This window comes from Streptomyces sp. Tu 3180 (assembly GCF_009852415.1).
Lineage (GTDB): Bacteria > Actinomycetota > Actinomycetes > Streptomycetales > Streptomycetaceae > Streptomyces.
This window is the reverse complement of the sequence record NZ_WOXS01000002.1, coordinates 8,326,309-8,350,611: the sequence shown is the minus strand read 5'-3', so window position 1 is coordinate 8,350,611 and position 24,303 is coordinate 8,326,309. Positions and strand designations below refer to the sequence as shown.

Below are 24,303 nucleotides of genomic sequence, written 5' to 3'. Positions count from 1 at the left end.
CTCTCCTTCGCGAGCGTTCGGGGTGCGAGGCGGGGCGGGGCCCGCCGTGCGCGTCAGGACGCACGGCGGGCCGGCCCGGCCGCGGTGGGCGCCGCCGCGGGCTCGCCGCCCGCGATGGCCGACCAGTGCCAGGGCGAGTCGAACGCGGTGACCTCGACCGGCGTGCCGGCCGCGGCCAGGGCGGCGGCCAGGCCCGTGGCCCGGGCCACCAGCGCGGAGACCCGGTGCGCGGCGAGCAGGTCCTGCTCGTCGAAGGGGGTGCCCGCGCAGCGCAGCAGCCGCAGGTCGATGAAGCCGTTGAAGACCCGCCCGTCCACCCGCACGGCCTGCGGGGAGCGGATGGAGAACCGCACCTTGTTGTTGACGTGGCCGTGGTGGTGCTGGTCGGAGTAGAACGCGACGTCCGGGATCGTCGGCGGCACGAAGTGGTCGCGGGCGAGCACCTCGTCGGTGCGGGGCAGGTTGCCCGCGATGAAGTGCCAGGAGTTGTACTGCATGCGCGAGGACATCGCCCAGGCGGCGTCGGCGAGGGCGGCCGCGGAGCCGCCGAAGTGCCGTGCGGCCGTGGGGTGGGGGACCACGCAACAGAAGAAGCGGGTGATGTCCCAGTCGCACAGCTCCGGCCAGCGTTCCGCGCGCAGCGCCTCGATCAGGTCGGGCAGCGACCGCAGGCCGCGGCTCATCGTGAAGTCGGCCTCGAACACCTCGGTGACCGCGGCCACCGTCTCGTGCACGAGGTGCTCCAGGCCGGTGCCGAAGCCGCCCTGCGGGGCGGCGAGCCAGCCGGGGGCGGCGGCCAGGTCCTCGCCCAGCTCGTGCAGGGTGGTGCCGGTCAGCGGCAGCCGCTCGGTGAGGCGGGCGGTCATCGCGTCCTCGCGGGCCCGGGCCCGCTCGCCGGGGGCCTGCGCCACGCGTTCGATCTTGTGCATGAGCGCGCCGTGGATCTCGCGGTACAGCTGGGCGCCGCGGGCGGTCTCGGCGCGGCGGGAGCGCAGGGCGAGGGCGAGGTCGTTCAGGGCCGCGGCGGTGGGCGCGGCGGCGGGCGGGACCGGGGTGCCGCCGGGGACGGCGTTGTAGCCGCGCCGGATCCGCTCCAGCATGTGGGCGACGTGGTCGGTGGTCAGCTGGGTGCCGTTGGCCTCCTCGACGCGGCCGAAGCCGGCCGAGCGGATGAGCAGGGTCAGGCAGACGACCAGCTGGACGTCGTGGTCCGACCACAGGGCGAGCGGCAGGCCGTGCAGGCTGCTGAGCACGCACTCCGGGTGGCCGGGCCACAGCGTCTTGCCGGTGAGGTTGTTGGCGTCGCGGAAGTTAGTGTACTGCCGTTCCTGCTGGTAGAGCACGAACGGCGCGGTGCGCAGCGCCGCCTCCCTGGCCTGGGCCAGCAGTTCGTCGCGGCCGCGGGGGCCCTGCTCCTCCAGCCAGCGCCGGCAGTCGGCGGTGCTCTGCCGCAGGCGGGCGGCGGCGGCTTCGGCGTGCTGCCGGTAGGCGCGCAGCGCGCGGTTCGTCCAGGGCACCCGGCGCACGCCGCCGACCAGGTCGTCCTTCTTCAGCGGGCCCTGGGAGGGCACGCGCAGCACGATCCGGCCGGAGGTGGACAGGCCGATCTCGCCGAGGAAGGCGGTGCCGTCGCCGTCCTCCTCCCCCTCCCCCGCGCCGTCCGCGGCCGCGGGTGTGTCCGGGGTGCGCCAGGTCAGGCCGCACAGCGCGTGCAGCGCGGCCTCCTCGGCGGCGGTGAGCGCGCGCAGCTGGACGTCGGCGGGCACGTGGCCGTCGAGGGTGAGCAGCACCTCGACGAAGGAGCGCAGGTCGGCCTCCTGGCCGGCGCGCTGCCAGGTCCGCTGCAGCAGGCCCGGGAACCCGGCCTCGGGGTCGAACTCGCGGTCCGGCTTGACCGTGCCCGCGGGGATGCCCAGGCGGCTGGGGCGGCGGCTGATCCGCTTGCGTGCGTTGATCTGGCGGCGGGACTCGCCGCGCTCGCCGCGCCCGCTCATGTCGCGTCCCCGGCGGTCAGCTCGATGTGGTTCCACATCGTCTCGTCGGTCGGTGCCCAGTCCTCGTCGACGTAGATGCAGTCGACGGGGCACTCCAGGACGCACGCGGGGCAGCCCGAGCACAGCTCGGGGACGATCACGACGTCCAGGCCCCGGTCGAAGATGGCCCCGAACTCCTCGGGGCAGCTGCGCAGGCAGGTGTCGCAGGTGATGCACTCGGACTTCTCGATGCGGCGCGGCGGTTTCTTCCAGTTGTCGGGGCGGGTGCGCTGGGCGATCCGCTCGGCCCGCCCGGACAGCGCAGCCGACGAGGCGATCTTTTTCACGGGCAGGGACCCCTTTGGTGAGTCTTCCGGCCACAGCCGGAAACCGGACGCATCCGATGTTCGGGGCACCGCCTCGACCGGGCCCGGAGCCCGGGTGGGGGGCCGGTCGAGACGCGGCGTGCCCGCTTCAGGCCCGGGCGGCGCCGGCCGGCCGGCGCGTGCCGCCGCTCACCCCGGCCAGGTCCAGCAGCAGCTGCTTGACCTGGGTGGCGGCCATCCGGCCGGGCAGGGCGCCGGGGGCGGAGCACAGCACCAGCGGGGCGTCGTCGTCGCCCGCGGGGAGCCGGCCGTGGGTGCCGCGGACCGGGGACGGGTCGAGGGGGACGACCGCCATCCGGTAGCGCAGGCCGGCCTTCTTGCGGGCCAGCGCGGTCGCCGCCCTGACCCGCACGTAGGGGTCGGCGGGGTCGAGGAACAGCTCGGCGGGGTCGTAGCCGGGCTTGCGGTGGATGTCCACCAGCCGCGCGAAGTCGGGGGCGCGGGCGTCGTCGAGCCAGTAGTAGTACGTGAACCAGGCGTCCGGCTCGGCGACGGCGACCAGCTCGCCGGAGCGGGGATGGTCCAGGTGGTGGGCCCTGCGGCCGGCGTCGTCCAGGAGGCGGGCCAGGCCCGGCAGGTCCTCGAGCGCGGCCCGGGCGGCGTCCAGGTCCTCGGGGCGGCGCACGTAGACGTGGGCGATCTGGTGGTCGGCGACCGCGAAGGCGCGGGAGGCCGCCGGGTCGAGGTACTCCATGCCGTGCTGGGTGTGCACCTGCAGCAGGCCGGCGCGGCGCAGGGCGCGGTTGATGTCGACGGGGCGGCGGGCGGGCGTGATGCCGTACTCCGACAGGGCGACCACCGTGCGGCCCTGCGTGCGGGCCTGTCGCAGCAGCGGGGCGAGGGCCGTGTCGAGGTCGGCGGCCGCCCGCGCCGCGCGGGGGTCGTCGGGGCCGTGGCGCTGCAGGTCGTAGTCGAGGTGCGGCAGGTAGGCCAGGGTCAGGTGCGGGTCGCGGGAGGCCATCACGTACCGGGTGGCGTCGATGATCCACCGGGAGGAGGCCAGGCCCGCGCCCGGGCCCCAGTAGCTGAACAGCGGGAAGGTGCCCAGGCGTTCGGTGAGTTCGTCGTGCAGGGCGGGCGGGCGGGTGTAGCAGTCGGGTTCCTTGCGGCCGTCGGCGTAGTAGACCGGGCGGGGGGTGACGGTGTAGTCGGTGTCGGCGCCCATGGCGTACCACCAGCAGATGTTGGCGACGGTGTAGCCGGGGTGGGCGCGGCGGGCGGCGTCCCAGACGCGTTCGCCCTCGATCAGGTGGTGGCTCTGCCGCCACAGCAGGACCTCGCCGAGGTCGCGGAAGTACCAGCCGTTGCCGACGATGCCGTGTTCGGCGGGGGTGCGGCCGGTGAGGAAGGTGGCCTGCACCGAGCAGGTGACGGCGGGCAGCACGGTGTCCAGCGGGGCGCTGGAGCCGCGTGCGGCCAGGGCGGCCAGGTGCGGCATGTGGGCGAGGAGCTTCGGGGTGAGGCCGACGACGTCCAGCACGAGCAGGGGTGCGGGCCCCTCGGGGCGGGTCATGGCAGTTCCTTCAGGCCGTGGTCGGTCAGCAGGTCGCGGGCGAGGGCGAGTTCGGCGGCGATGCCGTCGGCGAGTTCGCCGGCGTCGCCCGGGCGCAGCTGGGGCGGCAGCGCCTGCCAGGTGTAGGTCTCCACCTCCAGGTGCCGGGTCAGCGGCCGGTCGCCGCCGACCAGGACGGACAGCGCGCGGCGCAGCACCGGCAGGGTGGAGGTCAGGGGCGGGGCGGGGGCCGCGTGCAGGGGGACGTGGAAGTGGGCGCGCCAGGGACGGCCGGCGGGCAGGCCGGCGCCGGCCAGGGCCTCGCCGAGGTCGTCGGTGCCGCGCAGGCCGGCGGCGGTGAGGGTGCGGGTCTGGTGCAGGAAGCGCGGCTCGGCGAACGCGGCCAGGGCGGCCCGTACCTCGGGGCGGTCGGGGTGCTCGGCGTGCAGGGCCGCGGACAGCTGGGCCTTGACCACGCCGGCCCCGGCCGCGGCCAGCGCGGGCAGGGCGGTGTGCGGGTCCTCGAAGGAGGTGGCCAGGTGGCAGGTGTCGACGCAGGCGCCGATGCGGTCGTGGCCCACGGCGGTGAGCGGGCCGATCGCGTCGGCGCAGGTCTCCACCGCGCAGCCGGGCTCGGGTTCCAGGGCGACGCGCACGGAGCGGCCGGTGGTGCGGGCCAGTTCCTCGAGGCGGCCGGCCAGTTCGGTCAGGGCCGCCCGGGCGCGGGCCGCGCGCGGCGCGTCGTGGGCGGTGCGCCAGGCCAGCGGCAGGGTGGAGATGCTGCCCTCGGTGACGTCGTCGGGCAGCAGCGCGGCCAGGATCCGGGCGAGCGCGAGGGTGTGGGCGAGCCGGCGCGGGTCCGCCCAGTCCGGCCGGTACACCCGGTACTTGACCTCGCCGGCGCCGAACCCCTCGTAGGGGAAGCCGTTGAGGGTGACGACCTCCAGGCCGTGGCGGTCCAGGGCGGTGCGCAGGGCGCGCAGGGCGCGCGGGTCGCGGTCCAGGGTGCGGGCGGCGCCGGCGGCCAGCCACAGGCCGATGCCGAGCCGGTCGCGGCCGAGGCGGCGGCGGACGGGCTCGCAGTGGTCACGGAGCTGGCCGAGGACGCCGTCGAGGCTCTCGGCGGGGTGGACGTTGGTGCAGTAGGCGAGGTGGACGACGCTGCCGTCGGGGTGGCGAAAGCGCACCGGGTCACCGCCCGGCGGGCACGGGGGCGGCCGGGGCGCCGCGCAGGATGGAGTTGCCCTCGTGCAGGTCCTGCGGTTGCGGGACGTCGAGGTCGAGGCGGCCGCTGAGGGAGTAGAAGGCGACCGGGTTGCGCCACAGCACGAGGTCCACCGTGTCCTCGCCGAGGCCGGCGGCGAGCATGGCGTCGGCGACCTTGCGGGTCTTCAGCGGGTCGCTCCTGCCCCAGTCGGCGGCCGAGTTGACCAGCACCCGCTGCGGGCCGAACTCCTGGAGCACCGCCACCATGCGCGCCTCGTCCATCTTGGTGTCGGGGTAGACGGAGAAGCCCAGCCAGCAGCCGCTGTCCCGGGCCGCGGCGACGGTCGTCTCGTTGAGGTGGTCCAGCAGCACGTGCTCCACCGGCAGGTCCGACTCGCGCACCACGTCCAGGGTGCGGCGCAGCCCGGCCAGCTTGTCGCGGTGCGGGGTGTGCACCAGCGCGGGCAGGCCGTGGTCGGCGGCGAGCTGCAGCTGGGCGGCCAGCGCGGCGTCCTCGGCCGGGGTCATGGAGTCGTAGCCGATCTCCCCGACCGCCACCACGCCGTCCTTGACCAGGTAGCGGGGCAGCTCCTCCAGGACCGGCGTGCAGCGCGGGTCGTTGGCCTCCTTGGGGTTGAGGGCGAGCGTGCAGTGGTGGGCGATGCCGTACTGGGCGGCGCGGAAGGGCTCCCAGCCCAGCAGGGCGTCGAAGTAGTCCAGGAAGGAGGCCACCGAGGTGCGGGGCTGGCCGAGCCAGAAGGAGGGCTCCACCACCGCCCGCACCCCCGCGGCGTGCATCGCCTCGTAGTCGTCGGTGGTCCGCGACGTCATGTGGATGTGCGGGTCGAAGATGCGCATTACCGTTCCTCCTCGGTCAGGGCGAGCACGTGGTGCAGGTCTTCGGGGACCGCGCGGTTGGCGGCGGTGCGCTCGCCCGCGAACGCGCGCAGCATGCGGGCCAGTTCCCCGTCCCCGCGGGCCCGGCCGGCCAGGGCGAAGACGCAGCTCACCGGCGTGCCGGTGAACAGGCACTTGAGCACCGCGTGCCGCCAGGCGTGGGCGTCCAGGTGCCGGGCGGCGTACGGGCCGAGGGCGGCGGCCAGCAGGCGGGTGTCGTTGGTGCGCAGGGCGTCCTCGAGCAGCGGCACCCCGTGCGCGGGTTCGAGGCCGAGCCGCGGCAGGGCCAGCAGCACGGCGCGGCGTTCGGCGGCCGTGCCCTGCCGGTACAGCCGGGTCACGGTGGCCGCGTCCGGCCGGGCGGCGGCCAGCAGGTCCACCCGGGCGGCGTCGCCGAGGGCGCGGCAGCGGCGGCCGGCCTGCGCGAAGCGCAGTTCCCATCCGGGGTCCCCGGCGGCGGCCGCGGCGCACGCCCGGGCGAGCCAGCTTCGCTCGTCCTGGGCGGGGCCGGGCGCGGCCGGGGGGCCGGCGGGGGTGTGGAGGGCGGTCATCGGGTGCCTCCGTTTCGCAGGAAGGGCAGGCAGCGCGCGGCGAGTTCGGGGCCGGCGTGGGAGTGGCGGGGCAGTTCGACCACGGTCAGGCCCCGGTAGCCGGTGGCGGCCAGGGCCGCGAGGACGGGCGGGAAGTCGATCTCGCCGTCGCCGAAGGGGAGGTGTTCGTGGACGCCGCGGCGCATGTCCTCGATCTGCACGTGGCGCAGCCAGGGCGCGGCCTGGCGCACGCAGTCGGCGGGCGGGTCCGGTTCGAGGCACTGGCAGTGGCCGATGTCCAGGGTCAGGCCGAGCGGGGGCGGGTCGCCGAGGTCGGCCCGCAGCCGGTGGAAGTCGGCGAGGGTGGCGAGCAGGTGGCCGGGTTCGGGTTCGACCGCGAGCGGGACGCCGGTCCGCCGCGCGGCGTCCAGGACCGGTTCCAGCGCGTGCGCCAGGCGCTTCCAGGCGGTGTCCGCGTCGGTGCCGGCCGGCGGGACGCCGCTGAAGCAGTGCACGGCGTGCGCGCCGAGGTCGGCGGCGACGCGGACGGCCCGGACGAGCAGGTCGACGCGGCGGGCGCGGTCGTCGGGGTCGGGGTCCAGCAGGGACGGGCCGTGCTTGCGGCGCGGGTCGAGCACGTAGCGGGCCCCGGTCTCCACGGTGACGCCCAGGCCGAGCGCCTCCAGCCGGCGCGCGACCCGGGCGCTGCGGGCGGCCAGGCCGGGGGCGAGCGGGTCGAGGTGCATGTGGTCGAGGGTCAGGCCGACGCCGTCGTAGCCGAGGTCGGCGAGCAGGGCGAGCGCGTCGTCCAGGCGCAGGTCGGTCAGCCCGTTGGTGCCGTAGCCCAGGCGCAGCCGGCTCATGTGGGGCTCACCTTGCGTGCCAGCCGGGCCGCGACCGGGGCCAGCGCCGCGGTCAGCAGTCCGGCCGCGGGCGCCCCGGCCCGGGCCGCCAGCGCCCCCTGCAGGCAGACGGTGGCCCGGATCCCGGCGCCGACCGCCCGCTGCAGGAGCACGGGGGACGGATGCAGGGCGGCGTGCGCCAGGGGCCGGGCGGCCGTGGCGAGGTAGCCCAGGGCCAGGGCGGTGCGTACGGCCGGGCGGTCCGCGGCCGGACCGGGTGCGGCGGGGCGGGGGGCGGGGGGCAGCAGGCTCGCGGTCACGGCCGCGGTGGCCGCCAGGGCCGTGAGCGGGGCCGCCGGTGAGCCGCCCTCGGTCTCGCGGCGGGAGACCAGGGTGACGGCGCAGGTGTGGCCGGCCAGGGTGGCCGCCGGGACGAGGGCCGGGCGCAGCGGGCGGCCCGCGGCGGCCGCGCCCAGCAGCAGGTCCAGGCCGCGGGCGGCGGCCATGGCGGCGGGACCGGCCGGGGTGTGCTTCAGCTTCAGGTCGTACGCCCACACCGTGGCCGCCAGCGGCACGGCGACGGCGAGGGCGCGCCGGCCCGCGCAGGCGGCCAGGGCCAGGCCCGCCGCGGTCAGCGTGCCCGCCGCGGTGAGGGCGGCCCGCGGCCGGACGCGGCCCGAGGGCAGCGGGCGGTGCGGGCGCGCCACCGCGTCCTCGGCGCGGTCCGCCCAGTCGTTGAGGGTCATGCCCGCCTCGTACAGGCACACCGAGGCGCCCACCGCGAGGACGGCCGGCCGGCCGGGCCGCGCCCCGGCGGCCGCGGTGCCGGCCAGGACGTCGCCGGGCACCGTGAACACCGCGGGCAGCCGCAGCAGTTCGGCCCAGGCCCGGGCCGTGGCGGCGGGGACCGCCGGGCGGGCGGCGGCGGCCGCGGCGGCGGTGTGCGGGGAGCCGGGGCGCGGGCGCCGGGCCAGGCCGGCGGGGGCGGGGCTCACCGGTGCTCCCCCAGCCGGCCGGCGAACGCCAGCAGGGCCGCGTACTGCTGGGCCAGGGACGTGCCGTCGCCGTCGGGGTCCTTGAAGTAGAAGCCGAGTTCGGGGCGCGGCCCGGACAGGCCCGCCTCGTGGGCGCGGGCCAGCAGGCGGGCCAGGTCCAGGACGAGCGGCGCGGCCAGCGCCGAGTCGCAGCCCTGCCAGATCGTCTGGAGCACCATGCGGGTGCCGAGGAAGCCCTCGAAGGCGACGTGGTCCCAGGCGGTCTTCCAGTCGCCGAGCACCGGCACGTCGTCGATGTGCACCTGGCCCTGCGGCGTGTGCCCGAGGTTGTCGGCCAGCACCCGCTCCTTGCCGGCGTTCTTCGCGGCGGCGGTGGCCGGGTCGGCGAGCGCGGCGCCGTCGCCGCCGCCGAGCAGGTTCGTGCCCGACCAGGCCCGCACCTGCAGGGCCCGCTGGCGGAACATCGGTGCCAGCACCGCCCGCAGCAGGGTCTGGCCGGTCTTGCCGTCCCGGCCCGCGCTGGGCAGGCCCGCGGCGGCGGCCGCGCCGGCCAGGTGCGGGTGGTGCAGCCCGGCCGAGGGCGTGAAGTTGACGTAGGAACAGCCGGCGCGCAGGGCGGCCGCCGCGTACAGGGAGCTGGCCGGCCACTCGCCGGGGCCGGGGGCGGGTTCGGTGGAGGCGACGTTCACCACGACGGTGCGGGCGGCGCCGGTGGTGCGGGTGAACTCCCGCAGGTCCCCGGCGAACGCGGTGATCAGTTCCTCGGTGCCGCGCTCGTCGCCGGGCAGCGGCCCGCCGGGGCGGATGCGGCTGTCGGCGGCGGACAGTTCGCCGTGCACGGCGCCCGGCAGCCAGTGCGGCAGCACCCCCTGGGCGGCGAGCTGCTCGGCCCGCTTGGGCAGCGGGCTGCCGGCGGTGTCGTGGCCGCCGAAGACCAGGCCGGACAGGGCGGGCAGGCCGCTGTGGGCGAACGCGGGCGTCTCGGTGACCAGGCCGGTGGGCGGCAGCAGTCCTCCCGCCAGGGCGGCGCAGCCGGCGATGGTCGTCGTGGCGACCGAGCCCCGGGCGCCGACCAGCCACACGCCGGTGGGCTCTGCGGCGGGGGTGGGGGCGTGAACGGACACGGGCGGCCTCCTTGGGCGTGGGCTGAGGGTCCGCGCGAGCGGATGCCCGGCCAGGATGCCGATCCGTGCGGCCGGCGGCGGTCCCCCTCCGGCCGCCGTCGAGCGGCGGCCGAGCCGTTCCCCACCGGAGGCGTGGCCGCCGCCCGGCCACCACGTGTTCCGCCCGGTCGGGGCGGGTGCCGCGCCCGCCGCGGGTGCGGGCACGGCGGCGGCCCCGCCGGCGGGGGAACCCGGCGGGGCCGCGGAAAAAGGGGGGTGCGCCTCGGTCGGCGGCACGGTGGGGGGGCCGGGCCTTCGCCGGCCGCCCGCGGTGGTCGAGGCGCACCTCAGGGGTGGCTGCGCACCTCAGTAGTCGATGCGCACCAGCTGGCCGTTGGTGCCGACGGAGTTGTTGGTGACGTACACGCAGCCGAAGGCGTCGACCCCGAGGCCGGAGGGCTGCTTGAGCTTGCCGCCGGTGGGGATGGTGGTGACCGTCTTGGTGCTCAGGTCGATCTCGGACAGCGAGCCGGCGGTCGGCGCCCCGGCCAGCGAGGAGGAGCTGTAGGACAGGGCGAGCAGGTCGCCCTTCCAGTCGAAGGCGAGGTCCACGAGGTTGGTCAGCCCGGAGACGAGGACCTGCGGCTGCTGGCCCGGCGGCACCTTCCAGATGCGCGAGCCGCCGACCTGCCCGCCTCCCATGTCGGCTATGTAGAGCGTGCCGTCCGACTTCCTGACGATGCCGGTGGGCACCGACTCGGCGGTGCCGTTCTTCGCCAGCACGTACTGGGTGGAGGTGGTGCCGGTGCCCGGGACGGCGACCACGTCGTTCGCGCCGGCGTCGGTGGCCAGGAAGCCCGAGCCGTCCTGCACGAACCGCCACGGGTTGCCGTTGACGTCCCCGCCGTCGGGGTTCAGGGCGGCCTCGTGGGTGACCAGGTCGCCGAGGACCTTGCCGTCGCCGGTGCGGAAGACGGTGCCCAGCGTCTTGGCGGCGTCGCCGAGCGAGGAGCGCAGCTGGGGGGTGCCCGGGCCGCCGAAGCCGGCCAGCACGGTGTAGCCGCCGGCGGCGTCGCGCACGGCCTGGACCGGGCCGCTGGCGTTGACGGTGGTGGGGTCGGCGGCGCCGACGGCGGTGGAGGGCAGGCCGGTCACCACGCGGCTCTTCTTGCCGCCGAAGGGCACCTTGACCAGGGCGCCGGTGGCGCCCAGGCAGCGGGTGCCCGCGGCGCAGCCCGGCAGGCCCTCGCCGGCCTCGGCCACCAGCAGGGAGCCGTCGGACTGGGCGGTGATGCCGCGCGGGTTCTTCAGGTCGGAGGCGACGACCGTCACCGCGGCCAGGGGGTCCTCGTCGGCCTGGGCCGGTGCGGCGGCCAGCGGGGCCGCCAGCATCGCGGCGGCGGCGGCCGCCGGCAGGGTCTTCTTCCAGGAGGTGCGTGAATTCGACATGTCTCTCCTTTGCTGCTGCATGATTCCCCCGATGATTCGGAGAGTCGGACGCGAAACCTGCGCCACCATAGGGGGACCGGCGGGTGTGTCTGACCGCTTATTTTCCGCACTTAAACAGAGTGAATTCAGACACGACCGGAATTCGAGCGGCCCTCCGGCGGGCCCCGAAAATTCTTCCTACCGTGGACAGCCGGGTCCCTTGCCCGTTCGGCGGCTGGGACAGAGTGTGCACATACCGCACGGGAGGAATCGCATGCCCGAAATGCCGCCCCCTTCGGTGGTCCGCGACCTGGAAAAACAGCGGGCGGAACTGCAGAGGCAGGTCAGGGAAATGGCGCCGCCGCCCTTCGCCCTGCTCGAGCTGATCATGGGATCGATGGTCACGCAGGCGCTGCGGGTGACCGCGGAGCTGCGGGTGGCCGAGGCGCTGGCAAACGGTCCGCTCGCCCCGGAGGAGATCGCCGGGCGGGTGGGCGCGCATCCGGACGCCCTGGGCCGGGTGCTGCGGCTGCTGGCCGCGCACGGGGTCTTCGCCGGCCGCCCGGACGGCACGTACGGGCTGACCCCGATGGGCGAGGCGCTGCGCGCCGACCACCCGATGACGATGCGGGACATCGCGCTGCTGATGGGGCATCCGATCCACTGGGAGGACTGGAGCACCTTCCTGGAGACGGTGGTCACCGGCGAGCCGAGCCCGCCGAAGCTGCGGGGCATGGGCGAGTTCGAGTACCTGGAGAGCAATCCGGAGTACGGCGCGGTGTTCATCGGCGGCATGGGCAACATGTCCGCCACCGAGACCGCTCCGGTGGTCGCCGCCTACGACTTCTCCGCCTTCGGCACCGTGCTGGACTTCTGCGGCGGGCAGGGCGGGCTGCTGTCGGGCATCCTGCGCGCGTTCCCCGAGGTCCGCGGCGTCCTGTTCGATCCGCGGGTGGAGGGCAACGGGGCCGCGGAGTTCCTGGCCCGGGAGGGGGTCGCCGACCGGTGCACGACCGTGGCCGGTGACCTGTTCGGCGAGGTTCCCGCCGGCGCCGACGCCTACGTCCTCAAGCACATCGTGCACGACTGGCCCGAGGAGGAGGCGCTGAGGATCCTGCGGAACGTGCGGGCGGCCGTGCGGCCGGGCGGCCGGCTGCTGCTGGTGGAGATGGTCGTGCCGGAGCAGGGCGACGAGCCGCACTCGGGCAAGCTGGTCGACCTGTGGCTGATGCTGCTCGTCGGGGGCCGGGAGCGCACGGCCGCCCAGTACGCCGACCTGCTGGCCCGTGCCGGTTTCCGGCTGGAGCGCGTGGTGGAGACGGCGTCCGCGGTGTCGGTCGTCGAGGCCGTGCCGGTCTGATCGCCGCGCCGGATCCGCCGAGGCCCCGGCCGCGCCCCGCGAAGGGGGGCGGCCGGGGCCTCGGTCGTGCGGCCCAGGGTGCCGGTCCGCCGGGGTTGCGGGGCGGCCGGGGGCCTTTCGGCCGCCCCGGGGCGGGGTCCTGCGCCGCGTTCGGGCGCGGCGGGGCATGCGCGGGGGCGGCCGGGGCGTGCGGTGCGGGGGGGGCACCGCACGCCCCGGCCGCCCGGGGGGTTCGGTGCGGGAAAAAAGGGGGGTGCGCACCGAGAGGGGGGCCGGTCGTGCGTGGGGGGTCAGTGGGCCGCGGCGCCGAACCAGCGCTGCAGGGCGTCGGTGAGTCCGTCGTGGGCCGCGGTGCCGGCCCACGCCACGTAGCCGTCGGGGCGGACCAGCACGGCCGTCGCGCCGGCCAGCGCCTCGGTGGCGGCGTCGTCCGCGGCGGTCACGGTCGCCACGTCCACGCGGCCCTGCCAGCCGGCCGCCGCGCGCCGCACCCCGGCGTCGTCGGCCAGGTCCAGCAGCACGCCGCGCCCGCCGTGCAGCAGTTCGGCGATGCGGGTGCGGCCGCCCTCGCCCCGCAGCGTGCGCGGCGGCATCCTGCGGCCCGTGAGCGGGTGGTCGCCGGCCTGCGGCCCGAGGTCGTAGCGGATGTCGAGGTGGCTGACGATGCCCGCCAGGTGCTTCTTGACGTCGTCGTGGCGCAGCAGTTCGGCGAACAGTTCGCGCAGCGGGTCCGCCTGCTCGCCGCCGAGGAAGATGGTGCCCTGGGCGCGGGTGTTCATCAGCAGCCGCCGGCCCACCGGGTGCCGTTCGGCGTGGTAGGTGTCGAGCAGCGTCCGCGGTGCCGCCCCGCGGGTGACCAGGGCCAGCTTCCAGCCGAGGTTGACCGCGTCCTGCACCCCGGTGCTCAGCCCCTGCCCGCCGGCCGGGAGGTGGATGTGGGCGGCGTCGCCGGCCAGGAAGACCCGGCCGCGCCGGTACTGGGAGGCCTGGCGGGTGGCGTCGGTGAAGGAGCTGACCCACTTGGCGCCGCCGTGGTGGATGTCCTCCCCGGTGATGTGCTCCCAGGCGTCGGCGACCTCCTGGAAGGGGACGCTGGCGTCGCGGTCGCTGGCCGGGGCGCCGTGCGGGCAGGCGATGAGCCGGTTCACGCCGTCGCCCAGCGGGCCGACCATGACCATGCCCCGGGGCAGCCGCTCGCCGAGGTAGCGCGGGCGCAGGTCGCAGCCGACGACGTCGGCGACGTACATCTTGCGGGTGGCGGGGATGCCGGGGAAGTCGAAGCCGGCCGCCTTGCGGATCCGGCTGCGCGAGCCGTCGCAGCCCACCAGGTACGAGGCGCGCAGCCGCTGCGGTCCGTCGGGGGTGTCCAGGGCGATCTCGACGGCGTCGCCGTCCAGGAAGCCGTCGGCGAGGTCGGTGAACTCCCAGCCCCGCCGGATGTCCGCGCCGAGTTCGGTGGCCCACTTCTCCAGGACCTCCTCGGTCTTCCACTGCAGCACGCCGCGCGCGCCGAAGTGGGCGTCCGGCAGGACGGAGTAGTCGAACTGGATGCCGCCGAAGTGCCCGACCGGCATGGTCTCCAGGCCGCCCCAGCGGGGCAGCAGGCCGCGCTGGTCGAAGGACTCCATGGTGCGGGCGGTGAAGCCCAGGCCGCGCGACTGCATGGTGGGGTCGGTCAGTTTCTCGACCACGACGACGCGTGCTCCGCCCAGGGCGAGTTCCCCGGCGAGCATCAGGCCGGTCGGCCCCGCGCCCACGACGACGACATCGGTGTCCACCGCTGTCCCTTTCATGGTGTTTCCTTTCTTCGGATGCGAGCGTGACGCTTGCGGTGGGGGGTGGGCTACCGGCGCCGGGGCGGGCCGAACCAGCGCCGCAGGGCCGTGTCCAGGCCGTGCGGGCGGGAGGGGGTGCCGGCCCAGGCGACGTGGCCGTCCGGGCGCAGCAGCACGCGCTCGGCGCCGTGCAGGGCGCCGGGGTCCTGCGGGGTGACCGCCACCGCGCTCACCCGGTCCGTCCAGCCCTCGGGCGGTTCGGCGGGGGTGCCGCGCAGGTCCAGCAGGACGCCGCCGCCGGTGTGCAGCAGCTGGGCGGGGTGCAGCCGGCGCCGGCCGGTGTGCAGGGCGGTGTGCGGCAGCCGGGCGCCGAGCAGCGGGTGTGCGGGGCCGCCGACGTCGTAGCGCACGTCCAGGCCGCTGATCATGCCGGCGAGGTGGGTCCGTGCGTCCTGCTGGGTGATCAGCTCGCCGAGCAGGGTGCGCAGGGGTTCCACGGTGCGGTCGCCGAGCAGCATGTGGGCCTGGGCGCGGATGTTGGCCAGCACCCGCCGGCCGACCGCGTGGCGCTCGGTGTGGTAGGTGTCCAGCAGGTCCTCGCCCGCCTGGCCGCGCAGGTGCAGGGCGAGTTTCCAGCCGAGGTTGAAGGCGTCCTGCAGGCCGAGGTTGAGGGCCTGTCCGCCGATCGGCATCTGCCGGTGGGCGGCGTCGCCCGCGAACAGGATCCGGCCGTGCCGGTAGCGGGTGAGCTGGCGGGAGGCGTCGCCGAAGGCGTTGACCCACAGCGGGGTGCCGCCGCTGATGTCCTCGCCGGTGACCCGCCTCCAGGCGGTGACGATCTCTTCGAAGCGGGCGTCGTGGGTGCGTGGGCGTGCGGTGGAGCCGAACGCGTGCACCATCACCCGGGTCACGCCGTCGGGGCGGCGGGCGGCGATGGCCAGTCCCTTGTCCAGCCGTTCGAAGCGCCGGGCGGGGATGCGGATGCCGTCGACGTCGGCGCGCAGCAGTTCGCGGCCGGCGTCGTGTCCGGGGAAGTCGGCGCCCAGCAGCCGGCGCACGGTGCTGTCCTCGCCGTCGCAGGCCACCAGGTAGCGGCAGTGCAGGCGCAGCGGGCCGCCGGGGCCGGCGGCCTCGGCCTCGACCCGTTCCCCGGTGTCGTGGACGGCGAGGAGTTCGTGCTTGCACTTCAGGTCGGCGCCCAGCGACAGCGCCCATTCCTCCAGGACCGCCTCGGTCTTGGTCTGCTGCACCTTCCACTGGCCCGGGTGGGTGCTGGGCAGGGTGAGGTCGAGGGGGACGCCGCCGAAGTGGCCGCGGGGCTCGGCGGGCGGGGTGCCGAAGTCGGGCAGCAGTCCCCGGCTGTCGAGGATCTCCATGGTGCGCGCGTGCAGGGTGGAGGCCCGCGACTCGTGGTTGTGGGCGTGCCGTTTTTCCAGGACGACCACGTCGACGCCGGCCTGGGCCAGTTCACCGGCGAGCATGAGCCCGACGGGACCGGCCCCGACGACGACGGCGTCGGCCGCGAGGCGGTCCGCTGCCACGGTCAGGCCTTCTTCTGCTCGGCGTGGGCCTTGGCGTGGGACAGCGTGGCGCGGCTGTTGGTGGACAGCGCCGTGTGCACGTAGGCGCGGGCGTCGGCGACGGTGGCGTCGGCGCCCAGCACGCGCGTGATGTTGTCGGTGTTGAGGGTGACGGTGTGCTGGGAGGAGGCGGTGGTGCCCTCCTCGGTCTCGGTGAACGTCCACTCGCCGGTGTGCAGGGTCATCAGGGCGGGCAGCGTGACCTGCTTGTAGGCGATCTTGTGGTGCGGGAAGACGACGCGGTACGACTTGGTGGTGTGCACCGAGCCGTCCTTGGCGCGGGTGTCCATCTGCAGTTCCTGCAGGCCCGGGGTGTCCTCGGTGAGGCGTACGACGGCCACGTGGGGCAGCCGCTCGGCCCACCGGTCGGCCTCGTTGATGAAGTCGAAGACGTCCTTGGCGCTGCCGGCGACGTGCACGGTGTCGGTGAAGGAGAAGGTCAGCCGCTCGGTGTCGGCGGCGTGCACGCGCTCGACGTTCTCCTTCAGCGCGGCCAGTTCCGAGGTGCTGTTGTGGTCCACGGCCCGCTCGATCCACAGCAGGTCGTGCGGGTCGTCGCCGACGGCGCTGTAGTCGTGCAGCAGCCGCACCCGACAGACGGCCTCGCCGGTCGGCTCGATGATCCAGGTGCCGCCCATGTGCCGCACGGGCGGCGCCGGGATCTCCTGGCGGAAGGCGATGGTCAGGCGGTCGGCGTCCAGCGTCCGGCGCGAGGTCCAGTTCTTGGGCCGGCCGTTGGCGGTGGCCCAGATGCGGATCACCTCCTCGTCGCCCTGCCGCTCGAGCCGGTCGACGTGGATGGTGGGCGGGAAGATCCGCGGCCAGTGGGTGACGTCCGCGAGCAGGTCGTAGACCGCGGCGGCCGGGGCGTCGATGGTGATCTCGTGCTCGACCTCACGCGTGGTCATGAGGTGTCTCCTCGAAGGGGTGTCGGTGGGGCGGAGGTCAGAAGTTGCCCAGGCCGCCGCAGACGTTGAGGGCCTGGGCGGTGATGGAGGCGGCCGTGTCGGAGGCCAGGTAGCCGACGAGGCCGGCGACCTCCTCGGGCGTGGAGTAGCGGCCGAGCGGGATCTTCGCCTGGAACTTCTCCAGGATGGCGTCCTCGGTGGTGCCGTAGGCGGCCGCGTAGCCCTGGCGCACGCGCTGGGCCATCGGGGTCTCGACGTAGCCGGGGCAGACCGCGTTGACGGTGATGCCGGTCGGGGCCAGTTCGTTGCCCAGGGCCTTGGTGAAGCCGACCACGCCGTGCTTGGAGGCCGAGTAGGGGGCGCCCAGGACGACGCCCTGCTTGCCGGCCGTGGAGGCGATGTTGATGATGCGGCCGCGGTCCTTGTGGCGCATGCCGCCGGTGGTCAGGACCGCGCGGGTGACCCGGAAGACGCTGGTGAGGTTGGTCTCCAGCACGTCCTGCCACAGTTCGTCGGTGAGGTCGGCGGTCACGCCGCCGCCGGAGCGGCCCGCGTTGTTGACCAGCACGTCGATGGGGCCGAAGCGGTCGACGGCGGCCTGCACGAACGCCTCCACCGAGGCGGTGTCGCGCACGTCGGCCACGGCGCCGTCCACCTCCAGGCCCTCGGCCTGGAGGTCCTTGACGGTGGCGGCGACGTTGTCGGCGCTGCGCGCGCCGATGAAGACGCGGTGGCCGGTGGAGGCCAGCAGGCGGGCCGAGGCCAGGCCGATGCCGCTGGTGGCGCCGGTGACCAGGGCGGTGCGCGGGGTGCTGTGCTGCGTCATCTCAGGTCCCCTTTCAGGCGGCCTGGGCCGGCGCGAGCTGCGCGTTGACGACGTCGATGAAGGAGCGCGGCGTGTTGGCCTCGCCGACGGCCTCCTCGTCCAGGGAGATGCCGTACTCGCGCTCGATCAGGCTGCCGGCCTCCAGCAGCGCGAGCGACTCGTAGCCGATCACCTCGAACTCGGTGTCGAGGATGTCGCCGTCCAGGTCGACGCCCTCGGCCACCCCTGCGGCCTCCCGCAGGGTGCGCTTGAGGTCGTCCAGGGTGAACAGCTTGGTGGCCATGGTGGGTCCCTTTCGTTCGTGGTTGGGGCTGTGCGGTGTCGGGGGGGCTAGGCGGCGCGCACGACCATCGCGGAGTTGAAGCCGCCGCTGCCGCGGGCCAGGACGAGCGCGGTGCGCACGGGGGCCGGGCGGGGTTCGGCCAGGACCAGGTCGAGCGGGTAGTCCGGGCACGGATCGGTGTGCACGGTGGGGGGCAGGACCCCGTCGCGGATCGACAGGAAGGCGGCGGCCAGGTCCAGCGGCGCGGCGCCGGAGTACAGGCGGCCGGTCATGGTCTTCGGCACGGTCACCGGCACCCCGTGGTCCCCGAAGACGGCGGCGATGGCCCGGGCCTCGACGAGGTCGCCGGCCGGGTCGCCGGCGCCGTCGGCGAAGACCGCGTCGATGTCGGCGGGGTCCGCCGCGGCGTCGGCGAGGGCGACCTCGATGGCCTTGCGCAGGCCCGGTTCGCGTCCGCTGCCCGGGCGCGGGTCGATGGTGGCGCCGTAGCCGGCGATCTCGCCGTAGATGCGGGCGCCGCGGGCGCGGGCCGCCCCGGCGTCCTCGGCGATGAGGATGGCGCCGCCCTCGCCGGGCACGTAGCCGCGCGCGTCCCGGTCGAAGGGCAGGTAGGCGCGGGCCGGTTCGTCGCTGGTGGACAGCTTGCCGGTGGTCAGCTGGGCGACCCAGCCCCAGGGGCAGATCGAGGCGTCGAGCGCGCCGGTGACGATCAGGGCGGTGCCCTTGCGGATCTGCCTGCGGGCCTGCGCGACGGCGTCCAGGCCGCCCGCGCCCTCGCTGACGACGACCCCGGAGGGGCCCTTCATGCCGTTGCGGATGGATATCTGGCCGCTGTTGACGGCGTAGAACCAGGCGAAGGACTGGTAGGCGGAGACGTACTGGCTGCCCCGGCTCCACAGGTTCTGCAGCTCGCCCTGGCCGAACTCGAAGCCGCCGGCGGCGGAGGCGGTGATGACGCCCATGTCGAACTCCGGGAGGCGGCCGGGGTCGGCGCCGGCGTCCTTCAGCGCCCAGTCGGCGGCGACCAGCGCCAGCCGGGTGACCCGGTCGGTCTGCGGCAGCAGCCGGCTGCCCAGGTGTTCCTCGGCGACGAAGGCGGGGACCTCTCCGGCCAGCCGGGCGGGGTAGGCGGAGGGGTCGAAGCGGGTGATGCGGCCGATGCCGTGCTTGCCGGCCAGCGTCGCCGACCAGTAGTCGCGCGTGCCCAGGCCGTTGGGCGCCGCGACGCCCAGGCCGGTCACCACCACCGAGGCGGTCATACCAGGCTCCTTTCCGGGGCGGCGAGCACCATGGCGCTCTGGAAGCCGCCGAACCCGCTGCCGACGGTCAGGACGGCGTCGATGAGCTGGTCGCGGGCGACGACGGGCACGTAGTCGAGGTCGCACTCCGGGTCCGGGGTGTGCAGGTTGGCCGTGGGCGGGACCACGTCGTACTCCATGGCCAGCGCGGACGCGGCGATCTCGATGGAGCCGATGGCGCCCAGGGAGTGCCCGACCATCGACTTGATGGAGCTGACCGGGGTGCGGTAGGCGTGCTCGCCCAGGCTCCGCTTGAACGCGGCGGTCTCGTGCCGGTCGTTCTGCTTGGTGCCCGAGCCGTGGGCGTTGATGTAGTCGATCGACTCCGGGGCCAGCCGGGCCTCGTCCATGGCCCGCCCGATCGCCTCGGCCATCTCCACGCCGTCGGGCCGGAGACCGGTCATGTGGTAGGCGTTGGAGCGGGTGGCGTACCCGGCGATCTCGGCGTAGATGTGCGCCCCGCGCCTGCGGGCGCTGTCCAGCTCCTCCAGCACGAAGAAGGCGGCGCCCTCCCCGAGGACGAACCCGTTGCGGGTGGCGTCGAAGGGGCGGGAGGCGCACTCGGGTTCGTCGTGGCGGGGGGTGGTGGCCTTGATCGCGTCGAAGCAGGCCATGGTGATCGGTGAGATCGGCGCGTCGGAGGAGCCGGCGATCACCACGTCCGCCGAGCCCTCGCGGACCAGTTCCACGGCGTAGCCGACGGAGTCGATGCCGGAGGTGCAGCCGGTGGAGACCACGGTGCTGGGGCCCTCGGCGCCGACCGCCCAGGCGACCTCGGCGGCGAAGGAGCTGGGCACCATGTACCCGTACAGGTGCGGGACGGCGTAGGCGTGGTCCACGACGTCGAGGCGGCCGCCGTCGCTGACGACGCGGTACTCCTCGTCCAGGCCCATCGTGGCGCCGACCGCGCTGCCCACGGTGACCCCGATGCGGTGCGGGTCCAGGGCGGCCAGGTCGATGCCGCTGTCGGCGACGGCGCCGCGCGAGGCGACGACCGCGAACTGCGCGGCCCGGTCCAGGCGGCGCACCTCCTTGGGCGTCAGGCCGTGCTCGTAGGGGTCGAAGTCGGCTTCGGCGGCCACCCGCGAGCGGAACGGGGCGGGGTCGAAGAAGGTGATGCCCCGGGTGGCGGTGCGGCCGTTGCTCAGCAGGTCCCAGAACTTCTCCCGGCCGACCCCGCCGGGGGCGATGACCTCGATCCCGGTGATGACAACGCGTCGCCGGTTCACGCGGACGCCTCCCAGGTGTAGAACCGGCTGGCCATGGCGTCGGCCGGCGAGCGCCAGGTCGTGGGGTCGTAGGCGTCGATGAAGGGCTTGAGGTCCTCGCTGATCCGCTGGAAGCGCGGGTCGGTCTTGGCGGCCTCGATCAGCTCGCCGCCGTTGTCCTCGTCGAAGTCCTGCAGGTGGAAGTACAGGCCCCGGTAGGAGAACAGCTGGCGGCGCCGCGTTCCCATGCGGTGGGGCATGTCCGTCGCGTCGAAGTCGGCGAACAGCCGCGCCACGTCGTTGCTCGAGGCCGCGGCCATCCGGGCGACAATCAGCGTGCTGTGCATAGTGGTTCAGCTCCTCGGCGGTTGCATGGGAGGGTGCGCGAAGCGGCCGGCCCGGGGCCGGTCCCCGTCGCCTTCGACGGTGCGGCCCGGTGGTCGGGCCCGGCCGGTGGGGCGCCTGAGGCGGGCCTGAGCCGCGCGCACGGGCGGCCGGTCGTGCGGCCGGACGCCCGGCCCCGCGAATAAAGGGCCGGGCGTCGGGCGGGCGGCGGGGCGTGCCGGCGGGCGGCACGCCGCCTCACGCGTCGTCGGCGGAGCGGGTGAGCACGACCTGGTAGGTGTTGACGTCGACCTCGGTGGTGACGGCGCTGATGCGGGCGTGGGCCTTGCGGCGGCCCTCCGGCCACTGCTCCTCCGGCAGGTCCCGGTGGGCGTCGTAGGCCTCCTTGCTCTCCCACTGCGCGTAGGAGACGACGAAGGAGCCCTCCAGGCCGCGGGCGCGCAGGCCCCTGAGGACGACGTGCCCGCGGAAGCCGGGGGCGTCGACGATGCCCGCCTGGCCGGGGCCGAGGGCGTCGATCAGCTCGTCCTGGTCGCCGGGCTGGACCTTGTGCACGGCGATGACGGTGTAGTTGCCGCGGTGCGGGCAGATCGTCACCTGGCTGCCGGGGCCGTCGGCGGTCAGGGTGTAGGCGATCTCGTTCTGCAGCAGCCGGATGGAGGTGGTGATCTCGCCGAAGACCGGCAGGGTGCGGTGCTTGAACTCCTCGCCCTGGTAGCGCTTTTCGAGGTCCTCGCCGCTGCGCCACTGGATGAAGTTGGCGGTGCCGGGGCTGTCGACGCCCGCGTGCACGGTGCTGGACATCCAGCCCTCGTACGCCGCCGCGTTGACGATCTTCGTCATCTCCTGGACGAGCGATTCCTGCTTCTCGGGCGCGTCGGTGGTGAACAGGTTGAGGACGGTGAGGTGGTTGTCCTCGACGGAGACGGTGGGCATGGGTTTCCTTCGCTTCCTGTGACGGTGGAACGACGGCTTGGGGGACGGGGGTTCAGGCGGCGGGGCCGAACCAGCGGGTGAGGGCGGCGGCCAGGCCGTCGGCGCCGGCCCCGGTGGGCGCGACCCAGGCGACGTAGCCGTCGGGGCGGACGAGGATGCCGTCGAGGGGGGCCTCGCAGTCGAAGTCGGCGGCCACCGTCTCGACCCGGTCGGCCCAGCCCGCGGCCGCCGCGCGCAGCCCGTGGTCGCCGCCGAGTTCGAGCAGCAGCGGGCGGCCGGTGTGCTGGAGGGTGAAGCTGGAGATCTTCTCGCCGTCCACGACCAGTTCCCGCTCCGGCAGGCGCCGGCCGAGCAGCGGGTGGTCGCCCTCGCCGACGTCGTGGCGGATGTCCAGGCCGGTGACCATGCCCGCCAGCAGGCGCCGCACGGACTCGTAGCCCTCGACGAGCTCGGCGAACACCTCACGCAGCGGGGCGATCTCGTCGCCGCCGAGGTAGAGGGTGCGCTGGGCCAGGGTGTTGGTCAGGATGCGGGCGGCGACCGGGTGGCGCTCGCTGTGGTAGGTGTCGAGCAGGTCCTCGGGCGCCTGTCCCTTGACTGCCAGGGCCAGCTTCCAGCCCAGGTTGACGGCGTCCTGCACGCCCGCGCTCATGCCCTGCGCCCCGATCGGCAGGTGGATGTGGGCGGCGTCGCCGGCCAGCAGGACGCGGCCCTTGCGGTAGGTGACGGCCTGGCGGCTGACGTCGGTGGTGGAGCTGACCCACAGCGGGGTGGCGCCGCTGATGTCCTCGCCGGACAGCCGCTCGAAGGTCCGGGCGACCTCCTCGAAGGTGATCGGGTCCGGGCCGGTGCGCAGCGGCTCGGTGCGGTCGAAGTAGATGACGCGGCTGCGGTCCGGGCCGAGCGGCATCACCATGACCATGCCGTCCGCGACCCGCTCGCCGCTGAAGCGCGGGCGCAGCCGGACGCCGGCCACGTCGGCGAAGCGCAGCTCGATGGTCGGCTCGGTGCCGGGGAAGTCGATCCCCGCCAGGGTGCGCACGGCGCTGCGGGCGCCGTCGCAGCCCACCACGTAGCGGGCGCGCAGCCGCAGGTCGCCGTCCGCGGTGCGGGCGGTGACGGTCACCGCGTCGTCGGCCGGCTCCAGGCCGGTGACCTCGGTCCCGCGGCGCACCCGGGCGCCCAGCTCCTGCGCCCAGCCGCCGAGGACCGCCTCGGTGCGGGCCTGCGGGATGCCGCGGGCGCCGAAGGAGCCGCCCTCGATGACCTGGTAGTCCAGGCCCACCCCGCCGAAGTGGCCGACGGGAATGACGCCGACCTCGCCGAAGCGGTCCATCAGGCCCCGCTGGGCGAATTCCTCGATGGTCCGTGCCGAGAATCCCAGAGCCCGGGACTGCCGCATGGGCTCGCTCAGTTTGTCGAGCACGGTGACCGAGACTCCGTTGAGTCTCAATTCACCCGCAAGCATAAGTCCGGTGGGGCCGGCTCCCACCACGATGACGTCAGCGTCGAAGTCGTTCATTTGCCCCTCTTCCCACTGGTGTCCGGCCAGTATTGCGAGGGCCGCGGACGGCGGTAAATAGCCGCCGGTACAGAACTTCGGCCGCGAATGCCAGAGAAACTTCGGCAATGTCAGATCTTTGTCAGGAAGGTTGCCGGGCGGGGGGCGGAGGATGGAATTCTCAGGTATGACCTACACCCGCAGCATTGATGAATCCGCAACCAGTTCGGCGCGTTCCTCGCAGGAGTCCTGCGCGCTCGTCGCGGCGTTGCTGAACCGCTATCTCGTCTCGCTCGACGACGCCGACGACACGCTCGACGACGCCTGGGCGGCCGGCCTGTTCACCGAGGACGCGGTCGTCGCCTTCCCGATGAGCCGGCACCAGGGGCGCGCCGGCATGGCCGCGTACCACAGCGCGGCGCTGTCGGCGTTCGCGGCCACCCAGCACCTGGGGTCCGCGCCGGTGGTGGTGGTGGACGGCGACCGGGCCACGCTGCGCGCCAACCTGATCTCCACGCACGTGCACCACGCGCGCCACGTCCCTCCGCGGGGCGGGCTGGCCCCGCTGTTCGCCACCGGCACGTTCGTCACGGGCCGGGCCCGGCGCACCGGATCGGGCTGGCGGCTGTCGCAGCTGTCCTTCCGGCTGCTGTGGGCGGACGGCTCCCCCGCGCCGGCGGCGTGAGGGCCGGGCGCCGGCCGTCCCGCCCGGATGTCCGGGCGGGACGGCCGGCGCTCATGTGTTGAGGCTGAGCACCCGGTCCACAGCGATCTCGATGACCACGCGGCCGGGCGGGGCGGGCGGCGCGGACCAGTACCGCCGGGCGTACAGCCGGGCGCCGTGCGCCACCCGCTGCGGGTCGCGCACGACGGTGGCGGTGCCCTCCAGCGTGGCCCAGGCGAACCCGTCCACCTGGCACAGCGCCACCCGGCTGCCGGGCGCGGCCAGCAGGTTGCGGGCCTTGCGCGAGGAGGCGACCGTCATCACCCGGGCGAGGCCGCAGGAGGCGTCCCAGGTGAACCGCACCGGCGCCACGTGCGGTGACCCGTCGGGCCGGATCGTGGTGAAGGCGGCGACGTGCCGGGGGTCGGCGAGGAACGCCTCCAGGGAGGCGGACACCGCCACGGCGGCCGGGCGCGGCTGGGGCAGGGGCATCGTCGTTGCGTCCTTACGTCCTGGAAGAAGGGGGGCGGGGGCCGGGGGGCGGCCCGCGGGCCCGGCGGGCGCCCGGCGGGCGCCGGCCGGGCGGTGGGGGGTGGGGGCGGCCGGGGGGTCAGTCGATGCCGCGGACGATCGTCGTCTCCTCGTCGTCGTCCACGCCGGCCAGCCGCAGCGGTGGCGCGCAGATCACCGCCGCCGGCCCGGATCCGGCCGCGTCGCTGTCCGGGGTCCTGTGGTCGCCGTCGTTCATGGGCACCTCCTTGGCGTCG

The 24,303-nt window shown here is 75.1% G+C and carries 24 protein-coding genes; 2 read left to right on the top strand and 22 right to left on the bottom strand.

From position 1 onward, the window contains the following. Window positions 1–53: 53 nt before the first annotated feature. From GL259_RS37325 to GL259_RS37280, 10 genes are all read right to left on the bottom strand, one after another. A complete protein-coding gene (locus tag GL259_RS37325; RefSeq protein ID WP_159538206.1) occupies window positions 54–1,994 on the bottom strand; it encodes a hypothetical protein in 1,941 nt (646 codons plus the stop codon). Next, entirely contained in the window at window positions 1,991–2,320 is a 330-nt protein-coding gene (locus GL259_RS37320) for a 4Fe-4S dicluster-binding protein (RefSeq protein WP_208026581.1), read from the bottom strand. Before GL259_RS37320 ends, GL259_RS37325 begins: the two co-directional genes overlap by 4 nt. Window positions 2,321–2,447: 127 nt before the next feature. Next, entirely contained in the window at window positions 2,448–3,872 is a 1,425-nt protein-coding gene (locus tag GL259_RS37315) for a nucleotide pyrophosphatase/phosphodiesterase family protein (RefSeq protein ID WP_159538204.1), read from the bottom strand. Next, window positions 3,869–5,038: a metabolite traffic protein EboE gene (gene eboE, locus GL259_RS37310; RefSeq protein WP_159538202.1), complete on the bottom strand. Its 1,170-nt coding sequence runs from the start codon at window positions 5,036–5,038 to the stop codon at window positions 3,869–3,871. Before eboE ends, GL259_RS37315 begins: the two co-directional genes overlap by 4 nt. Before the next feature lie 4 nt (window positions 5,039–5,042). After that, window positions 5,043–5,915 carry a TatD family hydrolase gene (locus GL259_RS37305; protein WP_159538200.1) on the bottom strand — a complete coding sequence of 291 codons (873 nt, stop codon included), beginning with the start codon at window positions 5,913–5,915 and terminating at the stop codon, window positions 5,043–5,045. Further along, the gene (locus GL259_RS37300) at window positions 5,915–6,505 is read right to left on the bottom strand and encodes an EboA domain-containing protein (RefSeq protein WP_159538198.1); all 591 of its coding nucleotides are present in this window, start codon (window positions 6,503–6,505) and stop codon (window positions 5,915–5,917) included. The genes GL259_RS37305 and GL259_RS37300 overlap by 1 nt, the downstream gene beginning before the upstream one ends. Next, the gene (locus GL259_RS37295) at window positions 6,502–7,347 is read right to left on the bottom strand and encodes a sugar phosphate isomerase/epimerase family protein (protein ID WP_159538196.1); all 846 of its coding nucleotides are present in this window, start codon (window positions 7,345–7,347) and stop codon (window positions 6,502–6,504) included. Before GL259_RS37295 ends, GL259_RS37300 begins: the two co-directional genes overlap by 4 nt. Then, window positions 7,344–8,201 carry an SCO3242 family prenyltransferase gene (locus tag GL259_RS37290; RefSeq protein ID WP_243762628.1) on the bottom strand — a complete coding sequence of 286 codons (858 nt, stop codon included), beginning with the start codon at window positions 8,199–8,201 and terminating at the stop codon, window positions 7,344–7,346. Before GL259_RS37290 ends, GL259_RS37295 begins: the two co-directional genes overlap by 4 nt. Window positions 8,202–8,317: 116 nt before the next feature. Next, the gene (locus GL259_RS37285; RefSeq protein WP_159538194.1) at window positions 8,318–9,445 is read right to left on the bottom strand and encodes an inositol-3-phosphate synthase; all 1,128 of its coding nucleotides are present in this window, start codon (window positions 9,443–9,445) and stop codon (window positions 8,318–8,320) included. Between the two features lie 345 nt (window positions 9,446–9,790). After that, entirely contained in the window at window positions 9,791–10,873 is a 1,083-nt protein-coding gene (locus GL259_RS37280) for a ScyD/ScyE family protein (RefSeq protein WP_159538192.1), read from the bottom strand. A 253-nt stretch (window positions 10,874–11,126) separates the two neighbouring features. Between GL259_RS37280 and GL259_RS37275 the strand changes: the two genes are divergently transcribed. Then, window positions 11,127–12,212 carry a methyltransferase gene (locus GL259_RS37275; protein ID WP_159538190.1) on the top strand — a complete coding sequence of 362 codons (1,086 nt, stop codon included), beginning with the start codon at window positions 11,127–11,129 and terminating at the stop codon, window positions 12,210–12,212. A gap of 290 nt (window positions 12,213–12,502) precedes the next feature. Here GL259_RS37275 and GL259_RS37270 read toward each other — a convergent pair whose 3' ends face one another. The 10 genes from GL259_RS37270 to GL259_RS37225 form a co-directional block, all read right to left on the bottom strand. Then, window positions 12,503–14,005, bottom strand: coding sequence for an FAD-dependent monooxygenase (locus GL259_RS37270; protein WP_208026580.1), 1,503 nt, complete (start codon window positions 14,003–14,005; stop codon window positions 12,503–12,505). A gap of 50 nt (window positions 14,006–14,055) precedes the next feature. Continuing rightward, window positions 14,056–15,528 carry an FAD-dependent oxidoreductase gene (locus tag GL259_RS37265; protein ID WP_159538188.1) on the bottom strand — a complete coding sequence of 491 codons (1,473 nt, stop codon included), beginning with the start codon at window positions 15,526–15,528 and terminating at the stop codon, window positions 14,056–14,058. Between the two features lie 2 nt (window positions 15,529–15,530). Then, on the bottom strand, window positions 15,531–16,475 hold the full coding sequence (locus GL259_RS37260) for an aromatase/cyclase (RefSeq protein WP_159538186.1): 945 nt from the start codon (window positions 16,473–16,475) through the stop codon (window positions 15,531–15,533). A 37-nt stretch (window positions 16,476–16,512) separates the two neighbouring features. After that, complete coding sequence (gene fabG, locus GL259_RS37255; RefSeq protein WP_159538184.1) at window positions 16,513–17,301, bottom strand: 3-oxoacyl-ACP reductase FabG; 789 nt, start codon at window positions 17,299–17,301, stop codon at window positions 16,513–16,515. Window positions 17,302–17,314: 13 nt separating this feature from the next. Further along, window positions 17,315–17,584: an acyl carrier protein gene (locus GL259_RS37250; protein WP_159538182.1), complete on the bottom strand. Its 270-nt coding sequence runs from the start codon at window positions 17,582–17,584 to the stop codon at window positions 17,315–17,317. 47 nt (window positions 17,585–17,631) lie between these two features. Further along, window positions 17,632–18,843 (bottom strand): ketosynthase chain-length factor, encoded by a 1,212-nt coding sequence (locus tag GL259_RS37245; protein ID WP_159538180.1) that lies wholly within the window; start codon window positions 18,841–18,843, stop codon window positions 17,632–17,634. Next, window positions 18,840–20,111 (bottom strand): beta-ketoacyl-[acyl-carrier-protein] synthase family protein, encoded by a 1,272-nt coding sequence (locus GL259_RS37240; RefSeq protein WP_159538178.1) that lies wholly within the window; start codon window positions 20,109–20,111, stop codon window positions 18,840–18,842. Before GL259_RS37240 ends, GL259_RS37245 begins: the two co-directional genes overlap by 4 nt. Then, on the bottom strand, window positions 20,108–20,437 hold the full coding sequence (locus tag GL259_RS37235; RefSeq protein WP_159538176.1) for a TcmI family type II polyketide cyclase: 330 nt from the start codon (window positions 20,435–20,437) through the stop codon (window positions 20,108–20,110). The genes GL259_RS37240 and GL259_RS37235 overlap by 4 nt, the downstream gene beginning before the upstream one ends. Before the next feature lie 235 nt (window positions 20,438–20,672). Continuing rightward, on the bottom strand, window positions 20,673–21,371 hold the full coding sequence (locus GL259_RS37230) for an antibiotic biosynthesis monooxygenase family protein (RefSeq protein WP_159538174.1): 699 nt from the start codon (window positions 21,369–21,371) through the stop codon (window positions 20,673–20,675). A gap of 52 nt (window positions 21,372–21,423) precedes the next feature. Next, window positions 21,424–22,893 carry an FAD-dependent monooxygenase gene (locus GL259_RS37225; protein ID WP_159538172.1) on the bottom strand — a complete coding sequence of 490 codons (1,470 nt, stop codon included), beginning with the start codon at window positions 22,891–22,893 and terminating at the stop codon, window positions 21,424–21,426. A gap of 166 nt (window positions 22,894–23,059) precedes the next feature. Between GL259_RS37225 and GL259_RS37220 the strand changes: the two genes are divergently transcribed. Then, window positions 23,060–23,557: a nuclear transport factor 2 family protein gene (locus GL259_RS37220; protein ID WP_159538170.1), complete on the top strand. Its 498-nt coding sequence runs from the start codon at window positions 23,060–23,062 to the stop codon at window positions 23,555–23,557. Between the two features lie 51 nt (window positions 23,558–23,608). On the opposite strand, the gene GL259_RS37215 is transcribed toward GL259_RS37220, so the two are convergent. After that, entirely contained in the window at window positions 23,609–24,028 is a 420-nt protein-coding gene (locus GL259_RS37215; RefSeq protein WP_159538168.1) for a TIGR03618 family F420-dependent PPOX class oxidoreductase, read from the bottom strand. Between the two features lie 118 nt (window positions 24,029–24,146). Continuing rightward, window positions 24,147–24,284 carry a hypothetical protein gene (locus GL259_RS37210; RefSeq protein WP_159538166.1) on the bottom strand — a complete coding sequence of 46 codons (138 nt, stop codon included), beginning with the start codon at window positions 24,282–24,284 and terminating at the stop codon, window positions 24,147–24,149. Window positions 24,285–24,303 lie beyond the last annotated feature (19 nt).